Source organism: Bacillus sp. JJ1503, assembly GCF_036965125.1.
In the GTDB taxonomy this organism is placed as follows: Bacteria; Bacillota; Bacilli; order Bacillales; family Cytobacillaceae; genus Cytobacillus.
On the sequence record NZ_JBALOZ010000109.1, the window covers coordinates 1 to 2,474 of the forward strand.

The window sequence follows — 2,474 nt, forward strand, 5'->3', positions numbered from 1 at the left end:
AAAGTGAAGCCTCCTTGTTTTCTTAACATAAAACTTAAGACCCCTCTTTTTTTACAGGTGACACTTTTCCATCTGCTGAAATCTCAATTGCTGTACCATTTGGACATGTTGTTTCATTCTCATTAAGATATTCAGCAGCTACGAGTGCATCAATATCTGCTGGCGGTGATTTCTTTTCAATTTCATAAGCCTGAGCCTGGGCTTGTACCATCTTTACAAATGCCTCACATCCCTTGCTGTTGATCTTTGAATTATGCTTTGTGATATTTGGAATAGTTATGATCAACAAAACAGAAATCACTAGTAAAACTATCATCATTTCTATTAGGGTAAATCCGTTTTCTTTTTTTAAGGCTTTCATTTAAATTCCCTCCAGTAAATGAAACATTGGTAATAGTACAGCTAAATACATAAATACAATCATGACACCAATAACTGAATACAAAATCGGCTGAATGGTCTTTAGTAATTTTTCTGAACGCTCTTCAATTACCGTTAAGCAATGTTTACTAAAGAAAGCCAGCTCCTGATCGAGCTTCCCGTTTTTCTGGCCATGCCTAATAATATGAGGAAGCTCAGCTTCTAAAAAGGAATAGCCCATTAGTATATCCTCTAGCCTCTCCCCCTTTCGCAAATTATCTATTATGTCTGCCCCTAGCTCTTGATACAGAGGCTGTTTTTCATTTTTCTTAAACATTCTTAATGCCTCGTGAATCGACAGACCACCCGATAATAAATAACTAATTTGGATCGAAAAATAATGTGAGTAAAACAACTTTAAAAAAGGACCCATCAACGGAATTGAAACGAGCTTACTTTTTTGCCTGACTTGAGAATTTTTCCGGAATTGTAAAAGGTAGTAACCGAGAAGAACAGCACAGAAAAAGATGCAAAAAACGAAGAAGAAAGGCATTATATTGCCAAAGAAAGAGACTGCCTTCATAAAAAAGTTTGGCTTTAGCTTCATTGAAGAAAATAATGAAGAAAATCTTGGGAGGATCATATAGTCAACAAAGATGAATAACATTAAAGTAATGAAAATTAATAACACGGGATACACAAGCAGTTTTTTCAGCTTTTCCAAATCCCTGTCTCTTTTTAACATCATTTCACTGCCTTCTTGGAATGCCTGAGCCAAGCCGCCATGCTGTTCGGCAAAATAGACATAGCCAATGAGGTGTCGGTTAAACTGCAGCTTTGATAATATTTGATAAAACGGATAGCCTTCTCTTAAATCAGATAAACACTCTCCTACCTCCTTTTTCTTTCTTCGCGGAAGCTGAAACAGAATGGATTCTATTGCTTCGGAAAGCGGGTAGCCTCTCGAAAGAAGCTCTCCTGTTCTTTTTAGAAAATGGCTTTGTTCCTGAAGACTCCACTTATGCCTCCGCATGATCCAGCACCCACCGATCAAATTCTGTTCCTTTAATATAACCTAGAGCAATGCCCTTCTTGATGACGTCTTTTAATGTAAAATAATCCACATCCATATACTCACCCTTCGCCTCCATCATCGCTGCGTGTAAAGCTCGCCCTGCAAGGAGCTCAAAAACACTCGCTCTCTTCCATCTTCCATAGCTAAAGCAATAGGGTGAACATTCCCCTTGGCAAAATGGACAGGTCAATTCGACCAGCCTTTGTGCTGTTACAGCAACAAGAGTTTGTTCTATTTCTACCCAATTGACACCGAATTCATTTAACCGGTAAATGGCACCTTTCGCATCTCTTGTATGCATGGTTGAAAGCACTAAATGCCCCGTCAGCGCAGCACGTACAGCAATTTTTGCGGTTTCCGCATCTCTTATTTCTCCAACCATAATAATATCTGGGTCATGCCTTAAGATTGCCTTTAGACCAGCAGCATAAGAAACACCCGCTTTTTCATTCACTTGTACTTGGAGAACCATATCATGTTCTTTTTCTATTGGGTCTTCTAATGTAATGACATTGCGGTTAAACATATGGGAGGTCTCGTTCAATAAGGAATAAAGAGTTGTGGTCTTTCCAGATCCGGTTGGGCCTGTGAAAATGATTAAGCCGTGGGCATGTTTGAGTAAGGCAAGCATTTTACGGGTCATAGCTGGAAATAAGGAAATTTGAAAAAAAGGAATTTGCTCTTGCTGAGGAAGGATTCGAACAACTAGGCTTTCGTTGTGGCTTGATGGCAGAGTGGAGAAACGCAATCCAATTATTTTTCCATCAATTACGTAAGAATAGGCTCCGCTTTGTGGGCGTCTTTTTTCGCCAATATCCATCGATGCGGTGAATTTAAAATGGGAGATTAGTCTGTCGCATTCTTCTTTAGGGAGATAGAGTCTGGGAACTAGTTTATTTGCGAGGCGCCATTGAATGAGTGTATCCTGTCTGCGGGGGACAATATGAATATCCGAGGCTTGATTTCGAACTGCATCCTTGATTATTTTTTCTGCTAATTTTTCGATCATGTTCAACTGAACATTACACCACCTTTAGAA

3 protein-coding genes are annotated in these 2,474 nt (G+C 39.2%); all 3 read right to left on the reverse strand.

Annotation, left to right across the window (positions count from 1 at the left end):
* Positions 1-34: 34 nt before the first annotated feature.
* Genes comGC through comGA form a run of 3 tightly spaced genes read right to left on the reverse strand, consistent with a single transcriptional unit; the run spans position 35 to position 2,450 of the window.
* Positions 35-361: a competence type IV pilus major pilin ComGC gene (gene comGC / locus V7149_RS09675; protein ID WP_335345427.1), complete on the reverse strand. Its 327-nt coding sequence runs from the start codon at positions 359-361 to the stop codon at positions 35-37.
* On the reverse strand, positions 362-1,393 hold the full coding sequence (gene comGB / locus V7149_RS09680) for a competence type IV pilus assembly protein ComGB (RefSeq protein ID WP_335345428.1): 1,032 nt from the start codon (positions 1,391-1,393) through the stop codon (positions 362-364).
* Positions 1,380-2,450 carry a competence type IV pilus ATPase ComGA gene (comGA, locus tag V7149_RS09685; RefSeq protein WP_335345429.1) on the reverse strand — a complete coding sequence of 357 codons (1,071 nt, stop codon included), beginning with the start codon at positions 2,448-2,450 and terminating at the stop codon, positions 1,380-1,382. Before comGA ends, comGB begins: the two co-directional genes overlap by 14 nt.
* Positions 2,451-2,474: the final 24 nt, after the last annotated feature.